The following is a 26,946-nucleotide window of genomic DNA, read 5'->3' on the forward strand; positions in this document are numbered from 1 at the left end:
GACGAGATTCAGACGAGACAAATGGTCAAAAGTGTCACGCTGCGGGAAGCCTGGTCCGGCGAGGCGGACTGCCTCAACTGCTCGCTTCGCACCTCGGTCCTCTTCGCGGGATTGGCCGAATCGGATTTCGAGCAGATCCACGACCCGATCGACCAATACACCTTGAAACCCGGCACCAGTCTCTATCGTACGGGCGACGCAGCGGACCATATGTTCACCGTGCGCGCCGGGGTGTTGAAGCTGGTGCAGTATCTGCCGGACGGCAGCCAGCGCATCGTACGGGTCGCGCGCACGACCGATGTGCTCGGTCTGGAGGCGATGCTCGAAGGCGGCACCTACCAACACGAGGCCATCGCCCTTCAGCCGACCGAGGTCTGCCGCTTCCCCGCCCGATTGGTCCGCGACCTGGGCGGAAACAATCCGGATCTGCATCGCGAGCTGATCTCGCGCTGGCAACGTGCCTTGAACGAGGCCGACGCCTGGCTGACCGAGCTCTCCACCGGGTCCGCCCGCCAGCGCATCGCCCGGCTCTTGTTGCGCCTGGTCCGCGATCGCGAGAGCAGTGCTTGCCAATTGTTCAGCCGCGAGGACATGGGCGCCATGCTCGGCATCACCACCGAGACCGCAAGCCGCACCATCGCCGAGTTCAAGCGCCAGAGCCTTCTGGTCGAGACCAGCCCCAACCGCTTTCTGCTCGACATCCCCAACCTCAAGCGCATCGCGGAGGGTTGAAACGCGTCCGGTGCGATATGCCCTGTTCTCGGTGATGATCGGCATCGCGCACGCCCACGAACCCCGCGAGAGACGCGTTTCAAGAGATTGATTTTTTATCCTGAACCGCGTCTCCGCCGACCCTCTCGGCATGATCCGGCGGCATTTCCAGTGGATCGCCTCGAGACATACCCCGGACGCGGTTCAGCCGGGTTGATCGATTTCAATGCCCCGAGCACCCCTCACCCCCAATGATGGCGCCTTCGCGGTGCCGCACCGCCGCTTGACCAAGGCCGGGAGGGCAGATCATGAAACAGACCGTGCTGCAGGAGACCTTTCCGGTCTACGTGCTGGAGATCGACCGCGAGGAGACACCGTTCGACTCGGTCGATGCCGTCTGCGGTTATTTCAGGGCCTGTATCGAGGCACATCCGTCGGCCGTCTTCATCGCCGAGTTCGATCATTTCCGACATACCCGATCGCTTCCGGACGGGCGTATCGACAAAGCCATCCGCGCCGCCAAGAATCTGGTCTTCTGTTTCGGCATCACATTGCCGAACCCGCAGGCACTCGCGATGCGACCCCGATCGATCGGCATCGCCGAGACCGACGACGGCTTCGTGATCACCTTCATCGAATTGCCGATGCCGGTGGCGAACGCGGCGATGGAGGACTGGGCGATGCGTCTGCGCCGATCCGAGGCGGCACCGGCCTAAACCGCGCCAGCTCCGACAATCGTCGAGTCTGCCGAGGCCGATTCCATCCATTTTGAATCGCTCCTACGTCCCGCGGCAGGACATTCCGAGTATACCCACGAGATCCGACATCCATGACCACTCGAAGCGTCTTCGCCGTTCTGAACACGGGGAAATCCATGCGTATCGCCGTCACCAGCCAGAACTTTCGCACCATCACCGGACACGCCGGCAAGAGCCGTCGCTTCCTCGTCTACGAGGCGGACCCCGACGGCAACCCGACCGAGATCGATCGGCTCGATCTGCCGATGGAGTTGTCCCTGCACGAGTATCACGGCGAGGATCATCCGCTGTTCGAGCTCAAGCTGAACGCCATCGTGACCCAGGGCGCCGGGCAGGGTTTTCTCCAGCGCATGGCACGCCACGGGATCGCGGTGCATACCACCAGCGCGAGCGACCCCATCCATGCGGTCGGCGCGATTCTCAAAGGTCAACCGTTGCCTGCCGCTGCGCCGCACACCCATGACCATGGCGACAGGCATCCGCAGGGGCACGCGGAATGAGCACGGCCATAGTGCGAAGCTGATCCGCCTCGGGCGCACCCGCTGCCTGCGACACAAGGTCATGTCGGTTCGTCGGACCGCCGGTCGTGCGCTCTGGGGCGACTTCCGAAAGCCTCGAACCTCGTAGATTGTGCTGACGATAGGAGGCACAACTTCCCCGATTGCTGGTTGCGCCTCGCACGGCTCGGGACAAACTCTGGGCGGCTGCAGGTCATCAAGGGGCGAATAAATTCGCCCCTACAGGGCGGCCGTTCCTTTCCCGTAAATCACCTCAGACCCATCTGCGCGTCGTGGGGCGACTTCAGTCGCCCCCATCGCCCGAAACCACCTCAGTGCATTTGGCTCGGCCGCGTCAGACCGTCCCAGTCCAGCTCGATGGATCGATGGTGATCGGCACGGCAGTCCGAAGACCCTCCTGAGAAGCGCGCGACGACGCCCCCCGAAGAGCAGGTTGCGATTCGTCATTTCCGATATTGCTCGTGCGGCATAGCCTACGCGCTTTCGACCGGCGGGCCAGACTGATCCGGGCCGCGGCGCTCTCCACGATCGCCGAAACACCCTGCCCGGCGCCCGAACGCCCTCCCTCCCGTTCCTGGTTTCCAACCTCGGGAATATCGCAATGCTTGACAGCACCATGATCGAGCTCTCGCGGTGGCAGTTCGCCATGACCGCGATGTACCACTTCCTCTTTGTGCCCCTCACACTCGGCCTCGCCTGGATCCTGGTGATCATGGAGAGCGTCTATGTCATGACCGGACGCGAGATCTACCGGGACATGACCAAGTTCTGGGGCAAGCTCTTCGGCATCAACTTCGCGTTGGGGGTGACGACCGGGCTGACCATGGAGTTCCAGTTCGGGACCAACTGGTCCTACTACAGCCACTATGTCGGGGACGTCTTCGGCGCACCGCTCGCCATCGAGGGTCTGATGGCCTTCTTCCTGGAATCGACCTTCATCGGTCTGTTCTTTCTGGGCTGGGAGCGACTCTCCAAACGCCAGCATCTGACCGTTACCTTCCTGATGGCGCTTGCGTCCAACCTCTCGGCGCTCTGGATCCTGGTGGCCAACGGCTGGATGCAGAACCCGGTCGGTGCCGAGTTCAGCTACGAGACCATGCGCATGGAGATGACCAACTTCATGGATGTCGTGCTCAACCCGGTCGCACAGGTCAAGTTCGTGCACACGGTGGCCGCCGGCTATGTGACCGCGTCCATGTTCGTGCTCGGCATCAGCTCCTGGTACATGCTCAAGGGGCGGGACCTGGCCTTCGCCAAGCGCTCCTTCTCGGTCGCGATCGGCTTCGGTCTGGCCGGGATCCTCTCGGTCATCCTGCTCGGCGACGAGTCCGGCTACGAGGTCGGCGACGTGCAGAAGGTGAAGCTCGCCGCGATCGAGGCGGAGTGGCACTCGGAGCCCGCACCCGCAGGCTTTACGATCATCGGCTTCCCGAGCAACGAGGACGAGGAGACGCACGGCGCGATCAAGATCCCCTGGCTCCTGGGGTTGATCGCCACGCGCTCGCTCGACACCGAGGTGAAGGGACTGAAGGACCTGATGGTGGACCACGAGATCCGCATCCGCAGCGGCATGATCGCCTACGCGTATCTGCAGCGCCTGCGCGGGGATCAAGACACGCCGGAGAACCGGGCGGTCTTCGAGGATCACAAGGACGATCTCGGCTACGGGCTCCTGCTCAAGCGCTATACGGACGACCCGAGCCAGGCGACCGAGGAGCAGATCCGCATGGCGGTCAAGGATTCGATCCCCGAGGTCGCGCCGCTCTTCTGGAGCTTCCGGGTGATGGTCGCGGCCGGGTTCTGGATGCTGGCCCTGATGATCCTGGGGTTCTACTTCAACGCCAAGCGCGTCATTCAAGAGAAACGCTGGCTGCTGCGGCTCTTCCTCTGGAGCATCCCGGTGCCCTGGATCGCCGCGGAGACCGGCTGGTTCGTGGCCGAGTTCGGCCGCCAGCCTTGGGCGATCGGCGAGGTCCTGCCGACCAGCATCGCGGCCTCGAGCCTTGCGGCGAGCGACCTCATCATCAGTCTCTCGGCCTTCATCCTCTTCTACACGGTGCTCCTGATCATCGAGATGTATCTGATGTTCAAGTTCGGACGGCAGGGACCCAGCTCGCTGCATACGGGCCGCTATCACCACGAAGAGGCGGCCACGGCGTCCCGCTCAACCACCGCAGGCGGTCCGGCACCTGTGCTCGCCCCGCAGAAACGGCAAGACTAGGGGACCGATCATGATCATCGACTACGAAGTCCTGAAGTTCATCTGGTGGGTACTGGTCGGCGTGCTCTTGATCGGCTTCGCCGTGACCGACGGCATGGACATGGGCGTCGGCGCACTCCTGCCCTTCCTGGGCAAGACCGACGAGGAGCGGCGCGTCATCATCAACACCATCGGCCCGCACTGGGACGGCAACCAGGTCTGGCTGATCACGGCCGGCGGGGCCATCTTCGCCGCCTGGCCGCTGGTGTATGCGACCGCCTTCTCGGGGTTCTATTTCGCGATGTTGCTCGCGCTCTTCGCGCTCTTCTTCCGGCCGGTCGGCTTCGACTACCGCAGCAAGATCGCCGACCCGCGCTGGCGCAACTCCTGGGATTGGGGGCTCTTCATCGGCGGGGTCGTGCCTGCGTTGGTCTTCGGGGTCGCCTTCGGCAATCTATTGCTCGGCGTGCCCTTTCATCTCGACGACATGCTGAGATCCTTCTACACGGGCAGCTTCCTCGGCCTCTTCCATCCGTTCGCGCTCTTGGCGGGCATCCTGAGTGTGGCCATGCTGACCATGCATGGTGCGGTCTGGCTTCAGGTGCGGACCGCCGAGCCCATCGCCTCGCGCGCCAAGGCAGCGGCTCGAATCTTCGCCCTGATCAGCATGGCGGTCTTTGCGCTCGCCGGGGTCTGGCTGATCATCGGTGTCGACGGCTTCAAGGTGGTCTCCATGCCGGCGCTCGATGCGACACCCAATCCGCTGACCAAGGAGGTCGTCGCGGATTCCTGGGCCTGGCTGGCCAACTACGGCGCCCATCCTTGGACGCTGCTCTTCCCGGTACTCGGTTTCGCGGGTCTCTGGGCGACGATGAAGCTCGCCGCCGCCGATCGGCCGGGCTGGGGTCTGGTGACCGGCAGTCTGGCGATCACCGGCATCATCGTGACCGCCGGGGTGAGCCTCTTCCCCTTCATCCTGCCCTCGCGCACGGATCCCAACAGCAGTCTGATCGTTTGGGACGCCGTCTCGAGCCACCTGACCCTGACGGTCATGTTCTGGGCCGCGGTCATCTTCATCCCGCTGATCCTGGCCTACACCACCTGGACCTATACCAAGATGTGGCGGCGGGTGACGGTGGAGGAGATCAGGGAGCAGGAGCATTTGGCTTACTGAGGGGTTTATCGAGAAACGTCAGGGTCCGGGGTCGTTGGGTGCGACCCCGGACGATGAACATCGACCACCGAGAGGACGATCCCATGTGGTATTTCGCTTGGCTCCTGGGTGTGCTCCTGGCACTCGCCCTCGGCATCATCAACGTCATGTGGTACGAATCCGAGGAGTGTTTCAGACACACCGGGGATGCGCGGCCCGACAATTAAACCGCGCCCAGCGCGGTATGCGATGTTTATGGATGGGATCGGCCCCGGCAGACTTGACGACCGCTGGAGCCGGCGCGGTTTAAGATATTAAAAAATATGTTATTTTAAACCGCATCCCCGCTAAAGGCTATGGATGCACCAAACGTCGAGCTCACTCGAAAATTAGCATCTCGCTCTGGATGCGGTTTAAGCGCCGACGTTTGGTTGTGCCTCGCACGGCTCGGCACAACCTACGCCCTTGGCATGAAGGTTTCCGGAATTCGCCTAAGAAACATCGCCGAAAGCTCAGCTCGTTGTCGTTATCGTGTATTCGGATTCCGGACGAACACGACAACGACAACGACAACGACAACGAAAAATCCTACGACAGTTTTCAAGACTTGCGGCTTAAGGGACTAAGCCCTCGGCGTGTCGCCGTCGCGCACGACGGCACGCCAACGCGGTTCCGGAGCTCGAATGCGTGCCTTGGCCGCGTTCATTGGTCCGGCGAGAGCACTTTCGGTGCGCTTCCAGGGAACGTCGCCTCGGGCTCGACCCCATTGGCCGTCAGGGCGGCGGAAGAAGACGACTGCAAGTCGTCGATCCCGGGGACGCTGCCGCTTCGCGACGATCGCGATCGTCACTTCTGGCCCTCGACATGAACGAGGCCCGTACCTTACCGGCCATTCGAGCCTCGGCCGAACCGCCCCCCGCCGGTTGACTGCGCCGCGCACGGTCCATCTGCATCTGCAGGCGCTGGCTCTGTTGTTGCGCCTCCAACTCCATCAATTGACCCTGCATTCGCATCTGACCGGCCCGAACGTCCGGCATTCCATCTGCCCCGGCACGGGGCACCAGCCGATCCTGCCGACGGGCCGAGTCTACGGCGCGATTTTGCTGCTGAAGAAGCCCCCGGTAACGGATCGCCTCGTTCCACTCGCGTGATTGCTGCCGAGCCGCCTCGGCGGGCGACAGCGGGCCGGTCTGCTGTCTCGCTGCACGTTGATCCTGTTGCAATTTCAACCAACCAGCGGCGGCCCGCTGCGCCTGAATCCCCTGCACGCGCATCGCTTCCGTCTCTGCAGCAACAGGCATCGCGAGCATCAGTGTTGCGATGACGACAAAGAGACAGGCCATTTGTCGTAGTTGTCGCACCGTTGCGGTGCGGAAGGGGCCTTCACGCGTCTGAAAGCTGTGCATGGCTAGGCTCCCATCATCGACTCCACCGGATCGCGTCTTCGCAACCTATTGTTTCAATGAGGTCAAGGCTCGAAATAAAAAATTGGCATCCGTTCTGCATTAGTGGAGACAAGACGACGCTTCCGTTCTTCGGTTTCGTTCTCTGACCTCCTCAGTGGTGATTCGCCCCGCGTCAGCGGGGTTTTTTTTATCTAAACCGCGCCCGGTGCGGTATGCGTCATTTGTTGAAGTGGATTGGCCGCGCCAGCTCCGACGACTGTCGGAGCTGGCGGGCCGACCTCTCGCCGCAACCCATCCTCACTCCAGAATCGCAGCGAGCTTCGCCAGCACCTCATCCATGATTGCGGTCGATACGCTTTCGAGCTTGCGTGCGCTGCGCGACCCCAGATCCATCGCGCGCGGCTGATCGCACCGCACGACGCCTGTCGTATTCGTTCCCGCCGCCATCAGCGATACGGCAAAACCGGCCGTGCGCGCGAAATGGCCTCCGCGGGTGATGGGCAGCACAACCGGCGTTCTCGTCAGTTGGTTGAGGCCGACGCAGACACGACCAGGACCGGCCGCGTGCCTCGCTGTTCATGTCCCGAGGTCGGGTCCAGCGAGACAAGGTAGATATCGCCGCGCTCCATTACAGCAACTCGTTGCCGACCGGCCTGTCATCGAGCCAGGTGCGATCTTCCTCGCCGATGTCGGCCGATGCGTCGCATTGGGCCAGCAAGTCGTCCAGGCTGTAACGTTGCCGCGGCGACGGATCAATCACCAGGCGACCCGCGTCGACGGTCAAGCCAACTGTCGCGCCGGCGCGCAGGTGCAGCAGGTCGAGGATGGCGTGCGGGACGGCCAGCATCACCGAGCCGCCGACCTGTCGCAGATGGGTCCGGTACATGTTGCAACTCCAGGCATACGGTTATCTCAAGACACGACCTTTGATCACCCGAACCGCAAGCCCGCGTCTGTCGGAAAACGACTGTTTTTTTGGTTGGGGGATGACAGGCCGGATCAGCCCCTTGACGACCGGCCGGATTCACGCCTTGATCGGTCGAGCCACCAATTTGACGCCCAGCGCATGACAGACGCGGTTGATCGTATCGAACCGCGGCTGTGCGTCGGGGCGCAATGCCTTATAGAGCGCCTCGCGCGCGATCCCGCTCGCTTTGGCGATCTCGGTCATGCCGCGCGCGCGTGCGGCGGTGCCGAGTGCCTGTGCCAGGGCGGCCGGGTCGTTTTCTTCCAGCACAATGGACAGATACTCGGCGATCGCCTGGTCGTCTTCCAGGTGCTCGGTGATGTCGAACTCGGACAGATCGACGATTCGGATTTTCTCGCTCATCACTTTATACCGGACAGCCAAGTCGCGAACTCAGCGGTTTGTTTGATCGTGAACATGGGAAAAATGTAATCGAACGATTACAAAAAGACAAGCTCAGAAGCACGCATTGCTAAAGCCCGTTCTGGCGCGCTCCGCTCGCTGATCCGCCTATTCTGTCGGCAAGTGTCCCGACCTCGAATACACCCGATCCGCAACGACGTGATCCGTCGGGCGGTGTTACCCTCGGATCCGTCCCCCTCGTGTTCGCTCAACGCCGCCCTGCCAACCCGGAATTCCGATGATTTCGCGACTCTCCAAGTCCTAGCACGCCATCGACCTCGGCTTGTTCCTGCCCACGGCCGGGCTGCTCCTCATCGGCTTGTTGGTCATCGGCTCGCTGAGTCTCAGCGACCCCTTCGCCTTCCACCCGAAGGACTCGACCTTGGCGTGGGGCCATCTCTTGCGCGCGGCCGTTGCACTGCTCCTAATGGTCGCTGTGATGTCGATCCCACCCGAGCGCATTCAGCGCGCCGGGCTGGTCCTGTATCTGCTCGTGCTTGCCGTCATGAGCACTTCCTGGCTCTCCCGGAATTCAGGGAAAGCACTAAAACTTTTAAAAACAAACTTTGCAACTATTTTTACCGAACACGCCGGCCGAAAATATCGCTGGACGCGCCACGCCTTAAGCTCTTGTTTTACATTGCTGAGCGCGCGAAAACCCGATATCCGCACAGATCGAGGTACACTCTTTGGTACAGTCGGCGTAGGTTGCTCAAGCCATAGCACCGCCGTTTTAATACTTTGATCTTGTTGTTGAGACCTTCCACGAAACCGCTCGTGTGTCGCTCGGTAAAATAATTGGTGATCTCGTCCCAATGACGTCTCAACGTTTTCAGGAAGGATTGAAAACACGTCACCTCGGCGTTCTTGACCCGTCGCATCCAGCCACTGAGTTTGCGCTTGGCCTGACCTTTGGACAGGGGCATGTCGTAGACGTCGGTGAGGGCTTGGCCGAGGGCATGGGCTTGCGCGAGTTGCGGGGAATGGGCGAATAACCGGGCGCGGATCCGCCGTTCCTCGACGCTCAAGTCGGACTCGGACTTGCGCAGGATCCAATGGACGTTTTTGAGTCCGCCGTACTCGGCTTTCGACAGGTCGCGCTTGAGCCGGCGCAGTTCTTGTTTGCGCAACGTCTCGACGGCGTCGCGGTACAAGCGCGCGACGTGGAAGCGATCGGCGCAGATGGCGACGTGCTTGCCGAAGACGGCCTTGGCCGCACCGATGAAACCGCTGTACAGGTCGGTGCAGACGACGCGAACGGTGCGCTTCAAGGGTTTGGGGATGGTGCGCAAAAACGCCTCGACGGTCGCACGCTTGCGGTCTTTGAGCACGGCGAGGATGCTCGGGGTGTCCTCGACCCCGGCGCTGACGATCACCACGAAGTTGCCGTGGCCTTTGGTCAAGGCGATCTCGTCGAGCCCGAGCACGGGCAACGCCGGAAGCGTCGCCCAATCGATCCCGCTCGGGACGTACCGATCGAGGATGCCTTCGAGTTGTTCCGGGGTGATGGCGTCCTTGTGGCCGACGTCTTCGAGGGTGCTGTTGATCAAGGCACGCAGCAGGCTTTGTTCGAACGCACGGGTGAAGGCGCTGCGCGGGTCATACCAGTCCAACCGTTGGGTGGTGGTGGGATGGTCGTGGCAATACGGACAACGATAGCGTTTGGGCCGAATGAGGATCTCGGTGCGATGCTCGAAGATCGGCACATGGCGCAACCGCCGTTCCTGGCCGAGTCCGTGCGCCTCGGTGATGCGTCGGCCGCAGCGGTGACACTGCGCGCCGTCTTCGGTGCCGTGCACATGAATCTCCAGCACATCGGCGTCCGTGATCTCGACGCGGTCGATGGCGATTTGCGGCACTCCGAGCAGGCGCAGGAGTTGGCTCTGGTCAATCATGGGCTTTCCATTGAGTTAAAGACGTTCGAATGGAAGTTTACCGAGATCGGTCGCGTAGGAAACTGATTTAGCTCAAGTTCGGGTTCCCTGAGATCCGGGAGAGCCCCGAGAGAGGCACCTCGGTTGTTATCCCCTACTTTTTTTGCCTATAATCTTGATTGCTCGTCTCAGTCAAGACGAGCAGGTTCCGTAAGGATTTCGTTAATATAATGTGGAGTCTGTAGCAATGATTACCAAAATGAGTTGGAAGGCAACTATTCGTGGCATGCAAATGATCCTGGCCATCGCAGCACTCGGTGTCGCGGCGTTTCCCGTTTGGGCAGGAACGAACACTTGTGATTCTTCTGGAGCCCAGGGCGAAAAGATCGGGATAGTGAACCCAAGCACCGGCGATGCGAAGGATGTTGGGCCAGGGCTGCCGCCAGGCACTCGTGTGACGTCGGATATCGACGGCGGCGACGGCTGCGTATTTCCGGGGTCACTGGGGACTATCGACTGCTACGATGCGGCGGATCCGATTTTACCGTACCGCGTCATCTGGGATGATGGCTGTGGTGCCTATCAGTGTTGGACCGGCTGCAATCCACAATGCTCAACGAGCTGGTGGGTTGGCTTCGGTGACATCTCGGAAGCGGGCGGCTCGTGGCCTGCTGCCGCCTATACCAGGATCGAGGTCTTCGGCGGCAACCTCACCACGCTTCGGCAGTATCGCGACGAGGTTCTGAACGCCACGCAGGAAGGGCAAGACCTGGTCTCCCGCCTCTATGACAACCAGTACGAAGTCGCCGCGGCCATCCTGAGTCATCGCGGCCTCGCGATCAGCACCGCACGCCTCGTCAAGGGCCTGCTCCCCGAGGTGCGGGCCATCCTGGATGGGGGCACGGGTGAACTCACGCCGACAATGCAGGCACAGGCACTTGCCCTCCTTGCAGCATATGACGAGAACGCAAGCCCAACCCTACACGCCTTGATCGCCGACATCACTTCTGTGTTGGCCGACCCCAAGGCGATGGAGGTCTTCGGATTCTAGTGCTCGTCCGACAGAGATAGCTAGGATCATTCCCCCCATCCCCCGAGCGCAAGCGTCTCCCCCCATCGCCCTTTCGTGAAACAGGGGGAGACGCTTTTTTCTTGCGACGGAGGTCTGCCCCATCGCGTGCTCATCTCCGCCTACCGGTTCGTGCGAGACCGAAACGGGGTGGAGGACGGCCCGCAGTGTCTGGAGAACCCCATGAGACGCAATCGACAGAACGGCAGGTTGGTGTATCTGCGACCCGTTGACGAGAACGATGGACAGGTAAATTCACATTCCCCGCGGCGGCGCACGCGTTATCGACACATTTGGGCCGTCGGACTCTTGCTTCTGGTCACGACCATGTCGGCTATGGCTCGGCAAGGCGAGCCTCCAAGGAGCCAGATCGCCGAGCTAACGCCGCTCACCGCGGTTCCCGCCTATGCGCTTCCTGCGGTCGACACCTCGAGACTCATTCAACAGGATGAGGCACGAGCACAGCCCGGACCGCTGCGCGTCGCAGTGCCGGTACCAGTAAGGGTCACACCTGATACACACGGGTTATGGGAGACTTCGGGAGACGGAACCCAGGTTTGGCGTTTGCGTTTCGAGGCACCCGGTGCCACGGATCTGAATTTCGGATTCACACGCTTTCGGCTCCCCGCAGGCGCTAGGCTTTATGTTGTGAGCGAAGCAACCGGCTACTACGAAGGTCCGTATACCGATGCAGACAATCTGCCGCACTTCCAGCTTTGGACGCCAGTCGTGCCCGGCGAGGCTGCGTTCATCGAGGTGGAGCTGCCTTCGGACTCGAATCGACGCGCATTGGATCTTCGCTTGGAGCAGGTCGGTACCGGCTACCGTGATTTCTTTGGAAGGGGTGGTCGACCGAACACTGGCGAAAAACAGGGCTCCTGCAACATTGATGTCATCTGCCCCGAGGGAGATCCATGGCGCGACGAGATTCGCAGCGTGGCGCGAATCCTGATCTCCGGGAGTGCCCTCTGCACGGCCACCCTGATCATGGATGAACCTGGCAGCTTTCGCCCCTATCTGTTATCCGCCGCACATTGCGGCATTACAGAAAGTGCCGCACCCACGGTCGTCGCCTACTGGAACTTCGAGTCTCCGCGTTGTGGCCAGCTATCGGGCGGAAGTCTTTCGGACAACCAAACAGGATCAACTTTTCGCGCTCGCCGAACCGACGTGGATATGAGTATCGTCGAGCTTGACGAGATGCCTGCCCCATCATTTCGTGTCTATTACGCGGGTTGGGATCGGTCGGGAGACGCTCCGGATGGAAGCGTGGCGATTCATCACCCCAGCGCCGATGAGAAGGCAATCACCTTCAACTTCGATCCGCTCACGACCGGCAACAGTTGCATCGGCGCCGGCAGGAACACGCACTGGTATATGGTTTGGGAGATGGGAACCACCGAGCCTGGCTCATCCGGCTCGGGGCTCTGGGATCCATCGACTCGGGGCCTCGTTGGCTTCCTCTCCGGCGGACTGGCTTCGTGCGCGAATCCGGGCGGCTACGATTGTTATGGCAAGCTCGGGATGGCCTGGGATGGGACGGGCGCAGCCACGCGACTCAAAGACTGGCTCGATCCTAACGACACCGGGGTGACCTCGGTAGCCGGAGCGGATCCCACGTATCAACCCCCTTGGCCAAAGAGAGCATATAGGCGAATTGCGCTGGATGGCGAAGGTTTGAGCGTGTTTCGCAACTATCGTGATAAGTTCTTGAACGCAAGCGAGCAAGGCCGCGACCTGGTTTCACGGTTGTACAGCGAGCAGTCCGAGATCGCCAGACTCCTGCTTACACATCCAAGCCTTGCCGAGCAGACAGCCGATGCAGTAACGGATGTGCTGCCTCTGGTTCAAGCAATCCTCGCCGGCGAGCATGTGTCTCTTCCGCCATCGACCCAGGCTGAATCGTTACAGCTTCTGACTGCGTTCGAAAAGATCTCAAGCCCCGCCCTCCGATCACTAATTGGTGATGCGAGGTCAATCCTGCAAGATGGCGATGCCTTGAGCACCTTCGGATTCACTCAATAACAGCACGAAGAACTTGGCGGTGAATCGTGCGCTGGACAACCGGTGCACGGCATACAGCGGTGTGTTGTCCGTCATCGCCCCCATCTGCGAAGGCCGACGCCGCAGACAGCTTCGCACACCCTGCGAGCAATGGGGTCGATGACGCTGTGCCTATCGGAGCCAAGAGCAGCTGACCGCGCGATCCAGTCACATTCGACCCAATCCACCGAAACGTAAAAGGCCAGTGATCGCTGGCCTTTTTCGTCTACGCCCTTCAAGGTCTCTGAGCGGGGTAGGTTTGGCCGACGAGACAGGCTTCAAGATCAGATAGTTACGTCGACCCGTAGTAACTTCTCAAAAAGTAGCGGCAACAGTCGCATTGAGCTACGACAATAAGCTACCGTTCAGCACGCAATTCGACTCCTGACGTCCTCACCTGTCGAGCATGACCGACCCGAATCCACTGCCGTGATTGGCGAAGCCGAGCGCACGCCGCTGGTCGAATCGTTGCTGGCGCGCATCGAGCAGCTGCTTGAAGAACAGCGCCGGCAGGCCGAACTCATCGGGCAGTTGCGCGACGAGATCGCGGTGCTCAAGGGCGAGAAGGCGAGACCGACATTCAAACCGAGCGGGATGGAGCAGCAGACCGAGCCCGAAACCTCCGAGGGTGCCGCCAACGGTGACACCGGGGCCGGTGACGGAACCGGTGGACCGTGCAAGCGAGCCGGATCGGCGAAGCGGTCCAAAACCGCGCAGCTCACCATCCATGAGAGCGTCGGGGTCCCCCCGGCGTGGAACTGCCGGCGGGATCGCGCTTCAAAGGCTACCGCGACTTCGTCGTTCAGGATCTGCGCATCGCCGCGCACAACACCCGGTATCGCCTGGAAGTGTGGCAAACCCCGGACGGGGAGCGACTCGTCGGGACGTTGCCGAGCGATCTGTATGGCGGTCACTTCGGTGCCGATCTGCGCTGCTACGTGCTCTACCAACACCATCACTGTCAGGTCACCCAGCCGTTGCTGCACGAACAATTGTGCGAGTGGGGCATCGACATCTCCGTGGGACAGATCGACGCCCTGCTCACCGGTCACACCGGCGCGTTCCTGGCCGAGAAGGACCAGTTGCTCACCACCGCCTTGGCGGTCAGTCGCTGGATCAGCGTGGATGATTCCGGTGCCCGGCATCAGGGCCGCAACGGCTATGTGACGCAGATCGGCAACGACTGGTTCGCCTGGTTTGCCAGCACGGGCCTTGATCATCGTTTGGTCCAGCTGCTGATGATCCTTGCGTCCTCAGAGCTTCCAGCCCTGATTCTGTCAGGCCAAGATGGCCTGACGACGCATTCGGTGGCCGCTGTGGGCGAAGGGATGATCGAGGCCCCAGCACGTACAGCAAGAGCCGGATCAACTTCCTGCAATTATTGCAGGCCGGCGAGCGCTGCTACACCCTCAATGCCCATGCCTTGGAGTACTGGTGCGAGGAGGGCCTGCCCGCGGCACCGCGCCGGCAACTGCAAAGCCTGACCACGATCATGGGCACGCCGGCTTGGGAGGCGCATCTGGACGCCCTCGGGATCACGAGCGTGCGCCATCGGCGCATCGCCACCGAGGGCGCCCTGCTGGGCGGACTGATTGAGCAGGGGTTCTCTCTGGATCTGGCGATCATCAGCGACGGCGCCGGACAGTTCGCGATCCTGCTGCATGCCCTGTGCTGGGTGCACGCCGAACGGCTGGTGCACAAGCTCATCCCCCTCAACGACCGCCAGCGTGCCGATCAAGCGCGGGTGCGCGGCGAGATTTGGGATCTCTATGCCGACCTCAAGGCCTATCGCCGCAACCCCGATCCGGCCCTGCGCCCCGGCCTGGAGGAGCGCTTCGAGACGATCTTCACCCAGCGCACCTCCTATATCACCCTCGACCGCACCCTTAAGCGCCTGCATACCCACAAGAGCGAGCTGCTGTTGGTCCTCGAACGCCCCGATTTGGTTCTGCACACCAACGGCAGCGAAAGCGATATCCGCGGCTACGTAAAATGGCGAAAGATCAGCGGCGGCACCCGCAGCGATCTCGGCAAAGACTGTCGCGACGGCTTCGCCAGCTTGAAGAAGACCTGCCGTAACCCGGGGATCTCGTTTTGGGACTACCCGGGCGATCGCATCAAACAGCTCGGGACGGTTCCGCTGTTGCCCGACATCATCCGCGGGCCTTGTTCATTATCCCGGCCACCGCCCTCAGGCCGCGACCGGCATCAGATAGGGTAGTTTCGGCGGGCGCGGCCGTCGGCGTCGCGGTCGCGGCGGCAAGGGCACACGCAGGAGAAGCTCCTCGAACAGTGCGGGATGTGTCCGCCCGAAGAAGCGCTCGGCGGCGGTCGTGCCGTCGGGACGGCGGATGTGGAAGTTGTGCACGGCGGTGAGCGCGGCGAGCCTGCGGTCGCTCAAGCGATGACGCCCGTGATGATGCAGCGACAGTTGGCCGTTGCGTCCTTCCACACAGGAGCTGCTGCGTTGGAACAGATCGGCGCAAGCGCCGGCGACCTGTTCGACCCGAGCGCTGTCCTCGGGCGCGAGACGCTGCAGCGGATGATCGGCGCGCCGCAGGACGTCGAGCAACGCGGTACTCGCCGCCTGCACGCGGTGTCGGGTCTCGGCCGCGGTGCTGCGGGCGGCGACGCGCTCGAGGTAGATGCCGGGGATGAGCTGCTCGAGGACCGCCGCTTCCAGCTCCGGGGACAGTGCGAGGGCCTCGACCCTGGCGGTCACGGTGGCGAAGAAGAACGCGAGCGTGGCGAGCCACTGCACGGTCAGGCGCTCGGCCTTCATGATGCGTTCGCGAGCGCGCTCGGGCAGCTCGGCGGCCTCGGCCAATCCCTTCAGGCGCGTCCAGACGTCGGTGAAGCGCGCCGCCACGCGCTCCACCGGCTGCGTCTGTCCATCCACCGGATCATACGGGTGATACAGCTGTCAATGGCCATGAGAACTGAACCGCTTTCGGCCACGAAAATTGACCCGCCCGGAGACCCGGACCAGCGTCAGTTTCCGATTTTCTGTTTCAGTCGATAGCTTTCTCCTCCGAGCATGAAGACGTGTGAGTGATGGATGAGACGGTCGACGATGGGCACGGCGACATTCTCGTCGCGGAAGAACTCGCCCCAGTTGGTGAAGTCCTTGTTGGTGGTGAGGATCACCGAGCGATACTCGTAGAGACCGTTGATGAGCTGGAAGAGGTTGTAGAGGCCCTGGCGGTTCATCGGCAGGTAGCCCAACTCGTCGATGATCAGCAGGTCGAACTTGAGCAGGCCGGCGATCTTCTTCTTCAGCTCCCCGCGCAGTTCGGTCAGCTCGAGGGTTTCCACCAGCCCCAGTGCCGTGGTGAAGAGCACCTTGTAGCCGGCCTCCAGGGCCTTCAGGCCGATGCCGACGGCCAGATGAGTCTTGCCCACGCCGGGCGGCCCGATGAAGACCAGATTGGCGCGCTCTTCGAGGAAGCGGAAGTCCAGCAACTGGCTGACCTGGCGTTTGGTGATGGTGGTCTGGTGGCGGTAGTCGAACTCCTCCAGGCGCTTGATCACGGGGATGCCGGCCTTGCGTAGGTTCGCGGCCAAGCGGTTGGTTTCGCGCCCCTGTAGCTCCAGGTCGACCAGTTGCTCCACCAGATCCAGATACGACAGGGCGTTGGCCTCGGCGGCGCTCAGCAACGCGGCCAGGCCATGAGCCAGATGGCCGCAGTTGAGGACACGGTATTTGTGCGCGACGGCATCAATGGAGGTCATGCGCGTCCTCCGGTGCAGAGCGCGTGGCAATGCCGGCGTAGCGTGCGAGCGGCGAGGACGTCGATGCGCCGGTGTCCGGCGGTGCGCTCGGCGGTGCTTCGGCGCAGCGCTCGGGATGCGCGCTGTAGGCATCCAGATAGGCGCGCAGCCGCGTGAAGCTCATGGCGGGTTTGTCGCATAGCGCGGCGACGAGGCCCGGATCCAGCGCCGGGTAGTCACTGAGGAGGCGTTTGACGCCCTGTAACTGATCTTTGTAGATCTTCGGCTCGGTGGCCTTGATCAGCGCGCACAGACGCGCTCCCGACGCCGCGCCCAAGCGCTGCGCGATGGCCGCCTCCAGGTCGGCGATCGCCACGGCGGGATCGCGGTAATGATGGGTGTTCTTGATGATCGCGCCCTTACCGGGAGCCAGCCCATGGCGGGCGATGACCGCGCCGCTGCCGGGGTCGCTGATCACCAGCTCCGCGTCGGTCTCCACGACGCCGACTCGGCTGCGCTGATAGGCCAGGGGGACGGAGTATTTGTTGGCCTTCCAGGCGATCAGGCCGGTCTTGTCGGCGTGCCGGGTGAGCGGTGCCTCGCCGGTGAGCTCCGCCACGCCGGGCGGGCTCAGGTAGGGCGCCATGTGCGCCTGTTCGGCGCGCGCATAGCGTTCGCGCGGCACCTCCCCGGTGGTGGCATGGGTGCGGGCATTGGCCGTCTCCTCCAGCCACTGCTGCAGGTAGGCGCCCACCTCGGCCCAACCCGCGAAGGTCTCGCCGTACAGACCGTTGGACTTGACGTATTTCACCCCGGCTTCGACCTTGCCCTTACTCTCGGGGTCATAGCCACGGCAGGCCCGGATCGCAAAACCCGCACTCGCCGCATAGCGGGCGAAGCGTTCGTTGAGCGCCAGTTCGCGGCACTGCTCGTCGATCACCACCAGACGGGTCTGGTCATAGACACATTCGCGCGGACGCCCGCCAAACGCGCGGAAGGCCGCATCATGCATCCGAATCAGCTCGGCGGTGTCCCCCGGTGTCAGGATAGATGTCACCTCCCCGTCGGAGATTTTATGTAAGGATGGGGCATCATTGTTGTCGAGGGACTAGGCGCGGGCTGGCGGTCAACGGGAAGGAGCCCGTAGGGCGACTGGACGTTGACCGCCAGCCCGCGCGGCGCAAGCCCCCGACGACGCGCAACAGGCATTCATTCATGACCCACTATTCACCCGAATTCAAAGCCAGCACCATTGCCAAGATGCTGCCCCCGCAGAGCCGCGCCGTGGCCGAGCTGGCGCAGGAGACGGGGATCCCCAAGGACACCCTCTACAGCTGGCGCACGTTGGCCGTGAAGGCGGATCCCGCGGCGGCCCCGGCGCCGAGCGGTCCGGGCGAGCGCAGCAGCGCGCAGAAGTTCGCCGTGGTACTGGCGACGAGCGCGCTGGATGCCGCGGCGCTGAGTGCCTACTGCCGCGCGCAGGGCCTCTACCCGCAGCAGATCGAGGCCTGGAAGACGGCCTGCATGCAGGCCAACACGCCGGTGTCGGATCGGGTCGCGCGGGCCGCCCGGCGCGAGGATCAACAGCGCATCGGCGCCCTGACGCGCGAGTTGGCCTTCAAGGAGAAGGCGTTGGCGGAGGCCGCCGCCTTGCTGGTGCTCCAAAAAAAAGTCCGCGCACTCTTCATGGATCCCGCGGACGGCACATCGACCTGGAGCAACGACGCACCGTGAGCACGCTCATCGAGGAGGCCTGTGCCGCCGGGGCGCGCCTGCAGCCGGCCTGTCGGTGCCTGGGCCTGTCGCTGCGCACCCTGCAGCGCTGGCGCAGCGCCGAGGGCATCACCGCCGATGCCCGAGCCGCGGCCGGGACGGCGCGCACGCCGGCCAATCGCCTCGATGCGGCGACGCGCGCGGCGATCCTGGAGGTCGCCAACCGCCCGGAGTTCGCCCACCAGGCCCCCAACCAGATCGTCCCGGCCCTGGCCGACCAAGGCATCTACATCGCCTCGGAATCGAGCTTCTACCGGGTGCTGCGCGAGGCCGGGCAACTCGCCCGTCGCGGCAAGGCCCGTGCCCCGACCCGGCAGCGCCCCGCGCCATTGCAGGCAACGGCACCCAACCAGCTGTGGAGCTGGGACATCACCTATTTGGCCAACACGGTGAAGGGGAGCTTCTTCTATCTGTACCTGATCATGGACGTCTTCAGTCGCAAGATCGTCGGATGGGAGGTCTTCGCGCAGGAAAGCGCCGAGCATGCCGCCGAGGTCTTCGCCGCGGCGCATCACCGCGAAGGCGTGCCCCGCCATGCCCTGGTGCTGCATGCGGACAACGGCTCGCCGATGAAGGGCGCCACCATGCTCGCGACTCTGCAACGACTCGGGGTGGTGCCCTCGTTCAGCCGACCGGCGGTGAGCAACGACAATCCCTACTCCGAGGCGCTGTTCAAGACGCTCAAGTACCAACCCGATTTTCCCGCCCAACCCTTCGACGGTCTCGCCAGCGCGCGGCGCTGGGTCGAAGGCTTCGTTGCTTGGTACAACGAGCACCATCGCCACAGTGCCCTGAAGTTCGTCACGCCGGGTCAACGTCACCGCGGGGAGGATCAGGCCTTGCTCGCCGGACGCAGGCGTCTCTACGAGGCCGCCAAGGCGCAATATCCGGAACGCTGGAGCGGCTCGATCCGCAACTGGGAGCCCGACTCCGTCGTGCTCCTGAATCCCGGAAAACCCCTTAAACAGGAGCTACAAACGACACCGCAAACAGCCTAGCCGACGCGACATCTTCCTTGACAACGACCGTGGGTGGGGTCAGGGCCTGGTGTCGCATTGCGTGGATAGCCGTCACTTCCCGGAGTTAGGCTTCGATCGCGCGGTGACCATGGGGTTCACCGTCTACACCGAGGAGTTCGGTGTGGTCGGGGCGGTGGTCCTGATCGCGCTGGTGCTGGCCTTGAGCCTGCGCGGGTTGCAGATCGCGGCGCGCGCGCAGGGCTTCGCGCGCTTCGCGGCGCTCGGGCTGTCGCTCATGCTGTTCGGCTCGGCCTTCCTCCACATCGCGAGCCTGACCCATCTGCTCGACGAGAGCGTGTTCGGGAGTCCCTTGAGCCCGCAGGGCCTGGCCCTGCCGCTGGTCGGCGCCGGCGGCAACGTCATGGCGATCAACCTGATCGCCATCGGGCTGCTGTATCGACTCGGGCGCACCGCGTCGCCGCCCGGGCCGCCGCCCGCGCCGGCTCGGGCACCGACCGCGCGCACCCGCAACCGCGGCCTGCGGGTGGTGGCGGGGCTCCTGATCGTCGCCAGCGCGCTGCTGGTGGCGCGCACGCTCGATCTGCAACGCGGCGAGTATGGCTACGGCAAGGGTGGGTCTCCCGCGCTGACCTGTCGGGCGAATGAACGGATCTCGATCGAGCGAGCACAGCGGAACGACGCGCAACAGCGCACGCTCGCGACGGAGCGGCTGCTCCTCTGGCTCGCGCAGCTTCAGACCTTTGAGACGACGCCGCCGCCGCGACTGCTGGCCGAGGACGAGCCGGTCGACTTCAGACCGGTCATGCCGATCGCGTCCGGCGGCGTTGCCGGCGAGCCTTCGGCGGGCGCCGAGGAGCCGGGCGCACCGCCGCGATGGCTCCAGGCGTCGCTGTCGGGGATCCTGAATTCGCCCTTCCCGCCGCCGTCGCGCCCGGAGGACCTCGCCGGCGAGCCTTGGACTTCGCATCGCGATCCGGATTTGGATGGTTGGTGTGCTGAGCTCGGCACGCGCAAGCTTGCGGCCTGTCTCGACGCGATGGCGCCTGAGCTGGTCCCCTGGCTCAGCACCCTGGATGACTCCGCCAAGCGGGCGGGATTGAGGCGGGCGCTCTCTGCGACCGACGCCGTGCGACGGATCTTGCGTAGCCGGGCCGATGGCGACTCGCACGCGCCGGGCCTGGAGATCGCGAGCGTGCCCCCACGCAGCGACATCCACCTGGTCGCGGTCGCCTTCCCGGACACCCGCCCGACCTGCGGGCGCGGTGCCTGCCGCACCCCGACACTCCTGTATCGTGTGACCACCGCGCCCGATGGGCAGGAGACGCCGACGCTGATCCTGATCTCGACGCAGGATCATCTCGAGCTTGATCCGGACACCTGGTTCTGGGATGACTTCAACCTGTTCGCCTACAGCCGGCAACACGACGGGATCGATGTCCAGATCGACAGTATCGACCTCTACCGGTGCGAGCGCGTCTGCTGGCCGACGGCCGATCGTCGGCTGGAGACGAGGCGCCATCCGGACCGGGTCTGGCTCGACCCGTGAGAACCTTGCATCAAGGGCGCGGCGAGGGCGCTGCGGCGGACGGGCCGGCGCATCGGGATCCGCCGGCCGACGCCAGCGACCGACGAGGCGGACTCGGTGGCCCGGTGAGAGACACCGCGCGCGACAGGGACCGATGTCTTGACGGCGGCGTGTGCGTTGTGGGTCGGGCGTCCGACCTGGATGCCGCCCTGATTCCCCTACACAATCAATGTCAACCGCGCTCGTTTTGGTGCTTGAGGCCTGTTCGAGCGTCGTCTATCTTCCACTCAAAGCGTACCGTGGCAGTGGGATATCGCATCCGGTCACGGCCGGGCCTCGTTGAATCGCCGAGACGGGCCCAGCGTTCCAGGGTCGATGCCGAGTGATATCGGCGTATCGAGCCGCAGGATTCCGCGGCTTCGGACGACGCTCACGGAGCAGGGCCCGGACGACCGATCGAGTCCGCGGGTCGTCTGAATCGCCTCCGGACGGCTTGAGACACGCTTGCAGGTCTGTTGATCTTCAAACCCAACGGGGCGATCCACCCCGGGAGAGACACCGATGAAACCCTTTGCCTTGCTTGTCGCCGTCGTCCTGGGTCTGGCTTACGTCGCTTCGAGTGCTCAAGCCTGTGAGCGGGTCAATAACTGTCAAAACCCTGCACCGGGGACCGTGACTGAAAACCACGATAACCGGTAGCCGTCGCTGCGTCGGTCATCACCGACGCGGTCTTTCTCCATGCGGGACGGGGTATCGAATGAGGCTCGCCTGATTGCCGCCCTGGCGAACTAGGCCGCTCTGACCTCATCCAACAACTCGGGGTGACGGTCAAGGACCTTCAGCAATTTGACCAGCGCCAGGGGTGGCTTGGTCTTGCCGTTTTCGTAGCGTGAAAAGGCGTTGACGCCACCACCAAAGAGCGCTGCGGCTTCCCGCTGATCGAGCGCGAGCTTCTTGCGAACGCCGGCGATGAATCCCGGATCGACAATCGCCGCATTCACCTGCTTCATGAAATCCCCAACCTGCTCACTCATTCGACGCGATTCCGTCAGATCTAGGACTGATTCAGCACAGGCGGGGCAAAAATCGCCAGTCACAGCAGGAATGATCGTGGTTTCGCCCTTATAAATAAACGAGACGTCACGAGTATCATGCACCAGTTCGGCGGTGCCACAAACGGGACATTGCATGTTCATAGCAAGACAGCCGGCAGTGTGGGGTTCGTTTCTCCATGGAAAAACGTTAACCTAATTGGTTAGTTTTGGCAAGCCAGGCTTGGTTGTCGGGGTGCCGACGCTGACCGTTGGTATGATTCGGCAGGTTCGCGGAAAACGTTGCGGACACCTGTATTTCAGGGACAGACCACGGTTTTCGCCGGCCGCATCCATATGCTGACTCTGGACGATGCGGAGGGCGACCTCGGCTTGGCGGTTTGAACGGGCCGCGCCGATGGCCGGCTGGTTCAGGCGCGGCGGGGGCCTGACGGCGGTGCTATGCTCGACCGTATTCCCGCTGCCGACGAGCTCGCCCGATGCGCTTCTTCAACACCGAAGGCCCGAACCGGCAGGAAAACCACTACACCCTGCCCCCACTGTCGCGCTGGGATCTGGGCGAGATCCTCGCCCTCATCGATCAGAAGAAATACTTCTTGCTGCACGCGCCCCGCCAGACCGGCAAGACCACCTGCCTGCTGGCGCTGGCGGAGCATCTGAATCGGGAGGGGCGCTGTCGGGCGGTCTATGCCAATCTGGAGGTCGCCCAAGCCTATCGCGCACAGTTGGACAAGGGCATGACGGCCGTGGTGGAGCAAGTTTCGCGCGGGGCGCGCGATCAGCTCGGGGACGCCGGGGCGGCGGATCTGGGACGGGAGATCATCCTGAGCTCGAGCGGAGGCACGGCGGTGGGCGAATTTCTCGCCCGCTGGAGCGCACAGTCGCTCCAACCGCTGGTGCTGCTGCTCGACGAGGTGGACGCCCTGATCGGCGACACCCTGCTCTCGCTGCTGCGCCAGTTGCGCGCCGGCTATCCGCAACGACCGACGGCCTTTCCGCAGACGATCATCCTGTGCGGGGTGCGCGACTTGCGTGACTACCGCATCCATGCCAGCTCCGAGCGCGAGGCGATCACCGGCGGCAGCGCGTTCAACATCAAGGCCAAATCGCTTCGGCTGGGCGATTTCAGCGCCGCCGAGACCCGCACCCTACTGCTGGAGCACACCCGCGAGACCGGGCAGGTTTTCACCCCCGAGGCACTGGCTGCGCAGGTCTGGGAGCTGACCCGGGGCCAGCCCTGGCTAGTCAATGCCCTGGCCTATCGCGCCTGCTTCGAGTTACACGAGGGACGCGACCGGCGTCAGCCCATCACCCTAGCCCTCATCGACCAGGCCAAGGAAGCGATGATCGTCGAGCGCGTGACCCATCTGGATCAATTAGCCCACAAACTCCAGGAACCACGGGTGCGCCGGGTCATCGAGCCCATCCTGGCGGGAACGGCCCTCGGGGAGGTGCCAACGGACGATCGCGACTATCTGGTCGATCTGGGCCTGTTGCGACGGGACGGTGCCGGCGGTCTGGTGGTGGCCAACCCCATCTACCGGGAGGTCTTGCCGCGGATGTTGGCGAGCGGGCCTCAAGACTCACTCCCGCAGATCAGCCCGACCTGGCTCAACGCCGACGGCAGCCTGAATCCGCAATCCCTGCTCACGGCCTTCCTCGCCTTTTGGCGCCGCCACGGTCAGCCGTTGCTGGGCAGCGTTGCCTATCATGAGATCGCCCCACACCTGGTGCTGATGGCCTTCCTGCATCGGGTGGTCAACGGCGGCGGGACCTTGGAGCGCGAATACGCCATCGGCATGGGGCGGATGGATCTCTGTCTGCGTTATGGTGCGGTGACCCTGGGTCTGGAGCTGAAGGTCTGGCGCGACCGCGAGGCTGATCCCCTGGTCGATGGTCTGGAACAATTGGACGGCTATTTGGCCGGTCTGGGGCTCGACACCGGCTGGCTGGTCATCTTCGACCGCCGGTCCAATCAGCCACCGATCGCCGAGCGGACCGCCTGTCAGACAGCGACCAGTCCGCAGGGCCGAGCGATCGCCGTGATCCGCGCCTGAGTTCCGAGGGCAAGCCCCAAGTGTCTGCTTGATCCCAGTGAGACGCGGTTTAAATCCGTTTCAGCGACAGGACCAGCGTCGAGGGCTTCGTCGGCGACGCGATGAATCCGTGATGGGCATAGAAGGCCGCGGCATTTTCCGACAGGGCATGCACCAAGAGTCCGCGGATACCAAGGATCATGCTTGCGGCCCGGGTGCGCTCGACGGCATCGCGAAGCAAAGCGACGCCGAGGCGCCGTCCTTGCCAGGTCTGATCGACGGCCAGGCGCCCGAGGATCGCCATCGGAACGGGGTCGGGCATGTTGCGCCGGATGCGCCCGGGCGCTTCCCGCAGCGCCAGCGCGCCCGAGGCCAGACAGTAATACCCGACCACCACCCCCGCAGCCGCAACGACGTAGGTGCGCGAGGCGCCGCTGACCTGATTGTTCCAGGCACGGCGAATCAACCACTCGTCAAGCGATTGGACACCGGAGGAGAAACCCTCGACGCGATGCGTCTCAGCGAGCGGCGCCGGGGCCTCGAGGGTCACGCCTTCCATGGGCTGGGGGCGGCCATCAAGCGCTCGTAACCCTCTCCAGCCGGGGGATGGTCCAAGACGGCGAGGAAGTGCTCGTAGGTCTCTCGGTCGACCCTGACCAGCGTCTGGTCGAGCAGCGTCTCCTCGGCGGCCCGCCGGGCGGCGTCGATCATGAAATCGGAGCGCGACCGGCCCTGAATCTTGGCGGCTTGATCGATCAGGTCGCGAATCTCCTCCCGCACCCGGAGGTTAACGGCTCGGGTGGTTGGTTCTGTGTTGGCGGTGGACGGCGAAGCGGGCATGGCGCACCTTGGCTTTGAGTGAGACCGCGATTGAGATACACATCGTATATCTTACGCTCAAGGTGTCAATGTTGTTCGGTGCCATCACGCTGGCCTTCAACCAGTTCCGCGGGTCGCGGCAGCTCTGGCTGAGCGACTCACGGACGTTCGGTATGTTTCAGGGACAGACCAGCGTTTTCGCCGGCCGCATCCATGGGCTGACTCTGGACGATGCGGAGGGCGACCTCGGCTTGGCGGTTTGAACGGGCCGCGCCGATCGCCTGCTGGTTCAGGCGCGGCGGGGGCCTAACGGCGGTGCTATGCTCGACCGTATTCCCGCTGCCGACGAGCTCGCCCGATGCGCTTCTTCAACACCGAAGGCCCGAACCGGCCGGAAAACCACTACACCCTGCCCCCACTGTCGCGCTGGGATCTGGGCGAGATCCTCGCCCTCATCGATCAGAAGAAATACTTCTTGCTGCACGCGCCCCGCCAGACCGGCAAGACCACCTGCCTGCTGGCGCTGATGGAGCATCTCAATCAAGAGGGGCGCTATCGGGCGCTCTATGCCAATCTGGAAGGGGCGCAAGCCTATCGCGAGCGGCTCGACCCGGCCATGGCGACGATCGTGACCGACATTGCCGCTGCCGCCGGCGTCTGGCTCGGCGACCGCGAGCCCGCGCGGCAGGCTGCGGCGATCCTGGCCAGTACCCCGCCCGGCTCAGCACTCGGGGTGTTTCTGACCCAGTGGTGTCAAGGCGCGACCCAACCGCTGGTGCTGCTGCTCGACGAGGTGGACGCCCTGATCGGCGACACCCTGCTCTCGCTGCTGCGCCAGTTGCGCGCCGGCTATCCGCAACGACCGACGGCCTTTCCGCAGACGATCATCCTGTGCGGGGTGCGCGACTTGCGCGACTACCGCATTCATGCCAGTTCCGAGCGCGAGGCCATCACCGGGGGCAGTGCGTTCAACATCAAGGCCGAATCGCTCCGCCTGGGCGATTTCAGCGCCGCCGAGACCCGCACCCTACTGCTGGAGCACACCCGCGAGACCGGGCAGGTCTTTACCCCCGAGGCGCTGGACCGGGTCTGGGAGCTGACCCAAGGTCAGCCCTGGCTGGTCAATGCCCTGGCGTATCGTGCCTGCTTCAAACTCCCTGCCGGCCGCGACCGCACCCAGCCGATCACAGTGGAGCTGATCGACCAGGCCAAGGAAGCGATGATCGTCGAGCGCGTGACCCATCTGGATCAATTAGCCCACAAACTCCAGGAACCACGGGTGCGCCGGGTCATCGAGCCCATCCTGGCGGGAACGGCCCTCGGGGAGGTGCCAACGGACGATCGCGACTATCTGGTCGATCTGGGCCTGTTGCGACGGGACGGTGCCGGCGGTCTGGTGGTGGCCAACCCCATCTACCGGGAGGTCCTGCCGCGGATGTTGGCGAGCGGGCCTCAAGACTCACTCCCGCAGATCAGCCCGACCTGGCTCAACGCCGACGGCAGCCTGAATCCGCAATCCCTGCTCACGGCCTTCCTCGCCTTTTGGCGCCGCCACGGTCAGCCGTTGCTGGGCAGCGTTGCCTATCATGAGATCGCCCCACACCTGGTGCTGATGGCCTTCCTGCATCGGGTGGTCAACGGCGGCGGGGCCTTGGAGCGCGAATACGCCATCGGCATGGGGCGGATGGATCTCTGTCTGCGTTATGGTGCGGTGACCCTGGGTCTGGAGCTGAAGGTCTGGCGCGACCGCGAGGCTGATCCCCTGGTCGAGGGTCTGGAACAATTGGACGGCTATTTGGCCGGTCTGGGGCTCGACACCGGCTGGCTGGTCATCTTCGACCGCCGCTCCAATCAGCCACCGATCGCCGAGCGGACCGCCTGTCGGACAGCGACCAGTCCGCAGGGCCGACCGATCGCCGTGATCCGCGCCTGAGTCCCCCCTGGAGACG

General features: G+C 63.6%; 28 protein-coding genes. 16 read left to right on the top strand and 12 right to left on the bottom strand.

All coding sequences use genetic code 11. The features are described 5' to 3' along the window. Nucleotides 1–21 precede the first annotated feature (21 nt). From KFB96_RS10145 to KFB96_RS10175, 7 genes are all read left to right on the top strand, one after another. Entirely contained in the window at nucleotides 22–732 is a 711-nt protein-coding gene (locus tag KFB96_RS10145) for a Crp/Fnr family transcriptional regulator (protein ID WP_213461881.1), read from the top strand. 287 nt (nucleotides 733–1,019) lie between these two features. Continuing rightward, the gene (locus KFB96_RS10150; protein WP_213461880.1) at nucleotides 1,020–1,427 is read left to right on the top strand and encodes a DUF6858 family protein; all 408 of its coding nucleotides are present in this window, start codon (nucleotides 1,020–1,022) and stop codon (nucleotides 1,425–1,427) included. Nucleotides 1,428–1,585: 158 nt separating this feature from the next. After that, a complete protein-coding gene (locus KFB96_RS10155) occupies nucleotides 1,586–1,969 on the top strand; it encodes a NifB/NifX family molybdenum-iron cluster-binding protein (protein ID WP_213462865.1) in 384 nt (127 codons plus the stop codon). A gap of 619 nt (nucleotides 1,970–2,588) precedes the next feature. Beyond that, the gene (locus KFB96_RS10160; RefSeq protein WP_213461878.1) at nucleotides 2,589–4,208 is read left to right on the top strand and encodes a cytochrome ubiquinol oxidase subunit I; all 1,620 of its coding nucleotides are present in this window, start codon (nucleotides 2,589–2,591) and stop codon (nucleotides 4,206–4,208) included. Nucleotides 4,209–4,218: 10 nt separating this feature from the next. Beyond that, nucleotides 4,219–5,361: a cytochrome d ubiquinol oxidase subunit II gene (gene cydB, locus KFB96_RS10165; RefSeq protein WP_300971522.1), complete on the top strand. Its 1,143-nt coding sequence runs from the start codon at nucleotides 4,219–4,221 to the stop codon at nucleotides 5,359–5,361. 83 nt (nucleotides 5,362–5,444) lie between these two features. Beyond that, a complete protein-coding gene (gene cydX / locus KFB96_RS10170) occupies nucleotides 5,445–5,567 on the top strand; it encodes a cytochrome bd-I oxidase subunit CydX (protein WP_213462862.1) in 123 nt (40 codons plus the stop codon). A 696-nt stretch (nucleotides 5,568–6,263) separates the two neighbouring features. Beyond that, nucleotides 6,264–6,491 (top strand): hypothetical protein, encoded by a 228-nt coding sequence (locus KFB96_RS10175; protein WP_213501921.1) that lies wholly within the window; start codon nucleotides 6,264–6,266, stop codon nucleotides 6,489–6,491. A gap of 552 nt (nucleotides 6,492–7,043) precedes the next feature. On the opposite strand, the gene KFB96_RS10180 is transcribed toward KFB96_RS10175, so the two are convergent. From KFB96_RS10180 to KFB96_RS10200, 5 genes are all read right to left on the bottom strand, one after another. Continuing rightward, a complete protein-coding gene (locus KFB96_RS10180) occupies nucleotides 7,044–7,253 on the bottom strand; it encodes a type II toxin-antitoxin system PemK/MazF family toxin (protein ID WP_213461874.1) in 210 nt (69 codons plus the stop codon). Nucleotides 7,254–7,267: 14 nt separating this feature from the next. Beyond that, nucleotides 7,268–7,375 carry a type II toxin-antitoxin system PemK/MazF family toxin gene (locus KFB96_RS10185; RefSeq protein WP_213461873.1) on the bottom strand — a complete coding sequence of 36 codons (108 nt, stop codon included), beginning with the start codon at nucleotides 7,373–7,375 and terminating at the stop codon, nucleotides 7,268–7,270. Further along, nucleotides 7,375–7,632 (bottom strand): antitoxin, encoded by a 258-nt coding sequence (locus tag KFB96_RS10190; RefSeq protein ID WP_213461872.1) that lies wholly within the window; start codon nucleotides 7,630–7,632, stop codon nucleotides 7,375–7,377. Before KFB96_RS10190 ends, KFB96_RS10185 begins: the two co-directional genes overlap by 1 nt. Nucleotides 7,633–7,770: 138 nt before the next feature. Continuing rightward, nucleotides 7,771–8,076, bottom strand: coding sequence for an addiction module antidote protein (locus KFB96_RS10195; RefSeq protein ID WP_213461871.1), 306 nt, complete (start codon nucleotides 8,074–8,076; stop codon nucleotides 7,771–7,773). A 674-nt stretch (nucleotides 8,077–8,750) separates the two neighbouring features. Further along, entirely contained in the window at nucleotides 8,751–10,010 is a 1,260-nt protein-coding gene (locus KFB96_RS10200; protein WP_213461870.1) for an ISL3 family transposase, read from the bottom strand. 226 nt (nucleotides 10,011–10,236) lie between these two features. On the opposite strand from KFB96_RS10200, the gene KFB96_RS10205 reads away from it, so the two are divergent. Together KFB96_RS10205 and KFB96_RS10210 are read left to right on the top strand one after the other, a co-directional pair. Beyond that, nucleotides 10,237–11,040 (top strand): hypothetical protein, encoded by an 804-nt coding sequence (locus tag KFB96_RS10205; RefSeq protein ID WP_213461869.1) that lies wholly within the window; start codon nucleotides 10,237–10,239, stop codon nucleotides 11,038–11,040. Between the two features lie 666 nt (nucleotides 11,041–11,706). After that, complete coding sequence (locus tag KFB96_RS10210) at nucleotides 11,707–13,083, top strand: hypothetical protein (RefSeq protein WP_213461867.1); 1,377 nt, start codon at nucleotides 11,707–11,709, stop codon at nucleotides 13,081–13,083. Nucleotides 13,084–13,494: 411 nt separating this feature from the next. On the opposite strand, the gene KFB96_RS26690 is transcribed toward KFB96_RS10210, so the two are convergent. Next, nucleotides 13,495–13,830, bottom strand: coding sequence for a hypothetical protein (locus KFB96_RS26690; RefSeq protein ID WP_300971530.1), 336 nt, complete (start codon nucleotides 13,828–13,830; stop codon nucleotides 13,495–13,497). Nucleotides 13,831–13,853: 23 nt separating this feature from the next. Between KFB96_RS26690 and KFB96_RS26695 the strand changes: the two genes are divergently transcribed. Then, nucleotides 13,854–14,585: a hypothetical protein gene (locus tag KFB96_RS26695; protein ID WP_300971531.1), complete on the top strand. Its 732-nt coding sequence runs from the start codon at nucleotides 13,854–13,856 to the stop codon at nucleotides 14,583–14,585. Beyond that, nucleotides 14,483–15,322: a transposase gene (locus tag KFB96_RS10220; RefSeq protein WP_300971532.1), complete on the top strand. Its 840-nt coding sequence runs from the start codon at nucleotides 14,483–14,485 to the stop codon at nucleotides 15,320–15,322. The genes KFB96_RS26695 and KFB96_RS10220 overlap by 103 nt, the downstream gene beginning before the upstream one ends. Here the strand turns inward: KFB96_RS10220 and KFB96_RS10225 are convergent. The 3 genes from KFB96_RS10225 to KFB96_RS10235 form a co-directional block, all read right to left on the bottom strand. Beyond that, nucleotides 15,293–16,000 (bottom strand): DUF6399 domain-containing protein, encoded by a 708-nt coding sequence (locus KFB96_RS10225; RefSeq protein WP_300971533.1) that lies wholly within the window; start codon nucleotides 15,998–16,000, stop codon nucleotides 15,293–15,295. The genes KFB96_RS10220 and KFB96_RS10225 overlap by 30 nt on opposite strands. A gap of 92 nt (nucleotides 16,001–16,092) precedes the next feature. Then, entirely contained in the window at nucleotides 16,093–16,833 is a 741-nt protein-coding gene (gene istB / locus KFB96_RS10230) for an IS21-like element helper ATPase IstB (protein WP_213461865.1), read from the bottom strand. Beyond that, the gene (locus KFB96_RS10235; protein ID WP_213461863.1) at nucleotides 16,820–17,869 is read right to left on the bottom strand and encodes a DDE-type integrase/transposase/recombinase; all 1,050 of its coding nucleotides are present in this window, start codon (nucleotides 17,867–17,869) and stop codon (nucleotides 16,820–16,822) included. Before KFB96_RS10235 ends, istB begins: the two co-directional genes overlap by 14 nt. Nucleotides 17,870–18,027: 158 nt before the next feature. Between KFB96_RS10235 and KFB96_RS10240 the strand changes: the two genes are divergently transcribed. Both KFB96_RS10240 and KFB96_RS10245 read left to right on the top strand, forming a co-directional pair. Further along, nucleotides 18,028–19,583, top strand: a protein-coding gene (locus KFB96_RS10240; RefSeq protein ID WP_300971535.1) for an IS3 family transposase whose coding sequence is annotated in 2 segments (ribosomal slippage) — nucleotides 18,028–18,487 and nucleotides 18,487–19,583 — 1,557 coding nt in all. Because the reading frame shifts where the segments join, the coding sequence is not laid out codon by codon here. A 61-nt stretch (nucleotides 19,584–19,644) separates the two neighbouring features. Beyond that, on the top strand, nucleotides 19,645–21,111 hold the full coding sequence (locus KFB96_RS10245) for an FtsW/RodA/SpoVE family cell cycle protein (protein ID WP_213501924.1): 1,467 nt from the start codon (nucleotides 19,645–19,647) through the stop codon (nucleotides 21,109–21,111). Nucleotides 21,112–21,878: 767 nt separating this feature from the next. On the opposite strand, the gene KFB96_RS10250 is transcribed toward KFB96_RS10245, so the two are convergent. Next, complete coding sequence (locus KFB96_RS10250; protein WP_213461859.1) at nucleotides 21,879–22,286, bottom strand: type II TA system antitoxin MqsA family protein; 408 nt, start codon at nucleotides 22,284–22,286, stop codon at nucleotides 21,879–21,881. A gap of 335 nt (nucleotides 22,287–22,621) precedes the next feature. Here KFB96_RS10250 and KFB96_RS10255 point away from each other — a divergent pair, with 335 nt between their 5' ends. Further along, nucleotides 22,622–24,199: an AAA family ATPase gene (locus KFB96_RS10255; RefSeq protein ID WP_213461857.1), complete on the top strand. Its 1,578-nt coding sequence runs from the start codon at nucleotides 22,622–22,624 to the stop codon at nucleotides 24,197–24,199. A gap of 49 nt (nucleotides 24,200–24,248) precedes the next feature. On the opposite strand, the gene KFB96_RS10260 is transcribed toward KFB96_RS10255, so the two are convergent. After that, on the bottom strand, nucleotides 24,249–24,737 hold the full coding sequence (locus tag KFB96_RS10260) for a GNAT family N-acetyltransferase (RefSeq protein ID WP_213461854.1): 489 nt from the start codon (nucleotides 24,735–24,737) through the stop codon (nucleotides 24,249–24,251). Next, a complete protein-coding gene (locus KFB96_RS10265) occupies nucleotides 24,725–25,018 on the bottom strand; it encodes a DUF1778 domain-containing protein (RefSeq protein WP_300971537.1) in 294 nt (97 codons plus the stop codon). The genes KFB96_RS10260 and KFB96_RS10265 overlap by 13 nt, the downstream gene beginning before the upstream one ends. Before the next feature lie 68 nt (nucleotides 25,019–25,086). On the opposite strand from KFB96_RS10265, the gene KFB96_RS10270 reads away from it, so the two are divergent. Together KFB96_RS10270 and KFB96_RS10275 are read left to right on the top strand one after the other, a co-directional pair. After that, nucleotides 25,087–25,260, top strand: coding sequence for a hypothetical protein (locus tag KFB96_RS10270; protein WP_213501926.1), 174 nt, complete (start codon nucleotides 25,087–25,089; stop codon nucleotides 25,258–25,260). Between the two features lie 95 nt (nucleotides 25,261–25,355). Continuing rightward, nucleotides 25,356–26,930: an ATP-binding protein gene (locus KFB96_RS10275; RefSeq protein ID WP_213461850.1), complete on the top strand. Its 1,575-nt coding sequence runs from the start codon at nucleotides 25,356–25,358 to the stop codon at nucleotides 26,928–26,930. The last annotated feature ends 16 nt before the right edge of the window (nucleotides 26,931–26,946 follow it).

The organism is Thiocapsa sp., from assembly GCF_018399035.1.
Classification (GTDB): domain Bacteria; phylum Pseudomonadota; class Gammaproteobacteria; order Chromatiales; family Chromatiaceae; genus Thiocapsa.